The organism is Streptomyces sp. NPDC047853 (assembly GCF_043204535.1).
Lineage (GTDB): Bacteria > Actinomycetota > Actinomycetes > Streptomycetales > Streptomycetaceae > Streptomyces.
The window spans coordinates 1-1,847 of sequence record NZ_JBIDCI010000049.1 but is presented as its reverse complement, the minus strand read 5'-3'; the positions used below and the strand labels follow the sequence as shown (position 1 = coordinate 1,847).

Sequence of the window (1,847 nt, the reverse complement as noted above, 5' to 3'; positions counted from 1 at the left end):
AACACAGTGGACGCGAGCAACTGAGGACAAGCCCTCGGCCTATTAGTACCGGTCACCTCCACACCTTGCGGTGCTTCCAGATCCGGCCTATCAACCCAGTCGTCTACTGGGAGCCTTAACCCCTCAAGGGGGTGGGAGTCCTCATCTCGAAGCAGGCTTCCCGCTTAGATGCTTTCAGCGGTTATCCCTCCCGAACGTAGCCAACCAGCCATGCCCTTGGCAGGACAACTGGCACACCAGAGGTTCGTCCGTCCCGGTCCTCTCGTACTAGGGACAGCCCTTCTCAAGACTCCTACGCGCACAGCGGATAGGGACCGAACTGTCTCACGACGTTCTAAACCCAGCTCGCGTACCGCTTTAATGGGCGAACAGCCCAACCCTTGGGACCGACTCCAGCCCCAGGATGCGACGAGCCGACATCGAGGTGCCAAACCATCCCGTCGATATGGACTCTTGGGGAAGATCAGCCTGTTATCCCCGGGGTACCTTTTATCCGTTGAGCGACGGCGCTTCCACAAGCCACCGCCGGATCACTAGTCCCGACTTTCGTCCCTGCTCGACCCGTCGGTCTCACAGTCAAGCTCCCTTGTGCACTTACACTCAACACCTGATTGCCAACCAGGCTGAGGGAACCTTTGGGCGCCTCCGTTACTCTTTAGGAGGCAACCGCCCCAGTTAAACTACCCATCAGACACTGTCCCTGATCCGGATCACGGACCCAGGTTAGACATCCAGCACGACCAGACTGGTATTTCAACGACGACTCCACCCACACTGGCGTGCGAGCTTCAAAGTCTCCCAGCTATCCTACACAAGCCGAACCGAACACCAATATCAAACTGTAGTAAAGGTCCCGGGGTCTTTCCGTCCTGCTGCGCGAAACGAGCATCTTTACTCGTAGTGCAATTTCACCGGGCCTATGGTTGAGACAGTCGAGAAGTCGTTACGCCATTCGTGCAGGTCGGAACTTACCCGACAAGGAATTTCGCTACCTTAGGATGGTTATAGTTACCACCGCCGTTTACTGGCGCTTAAGTTCTCAGCTTCGCCACCCCGAAGAGTGACTAACCGGTCCCCTTAACGTTCCAGCACCGGGCAGGCGTCAGTCCGTATACATCGCCTTACGGCTTCGCACGGACCTGTGTTTTTAGTAAACAGTCGCTTCTCGCTGGTCTCTGCGGCCACCCCCAGCTCAGAGTGCAAAACTCATCACCAGGTGTGGCCCCCCTTCTCCCGAAGTTACGGGGGCATTTTGCCGAGTTCCTTAACCATAGTTCACCCGAACGCCTCGGTATTCTCTACCTGACCACCTGAGTCGGTTTAGGGTACGGGCCGCCATGAAACTCGCTAGAGGCTTTTCTCGACAGCATAGGATCATCCACTTCACCACAATCGGCTCGGCATCAGGTCTCAGACTATTGCCAGGCGGATTTACCTACCTGACGTCCTACACCCTTACCCCGGGACAACCACCGCCCGGGATGGACTACCTTCCTGCGTCACCCCATCACTCACCTACTAACCGCTTGGTTCAGCGGCTCCACCACTCCCCTCAACTCCGAAGAGATCAGGGCGGCTTCACGGCCTTAGCATCACGATGCTCGATGTTTGACGCTTCACAGCGGGTACCGGAATATCAACCGGTTATCCATCGACTACGCCTGTCGGCCTCGCCTTAGGTCCCGACTTACCCTGGGCAGATCAGCTTGACCCAGGAACCCTTAGTCAATCGGCGCAAACGTTTCTCACGTTTGTATCGCTACTCATGCCTGCATTCTCACTCGTGAACCGTCCACAACTCGCTTCCGCGGCTGCTTCACCCGGCACACGACGCTCCCCTACCCATC

At 56.8% G+C, this 1,847-nt stretch carries 1 rRNA gene; it reads right to left on the bottom strand.

From position 1 onward, the window contains the following. Window positions 1–22: 22 nt before the first annotated feature. Window positions 23–1,847, bottom strand: a 23S ribosomal RNA gene (locus ACGF5T_RS36010); the annotation flags it as partial.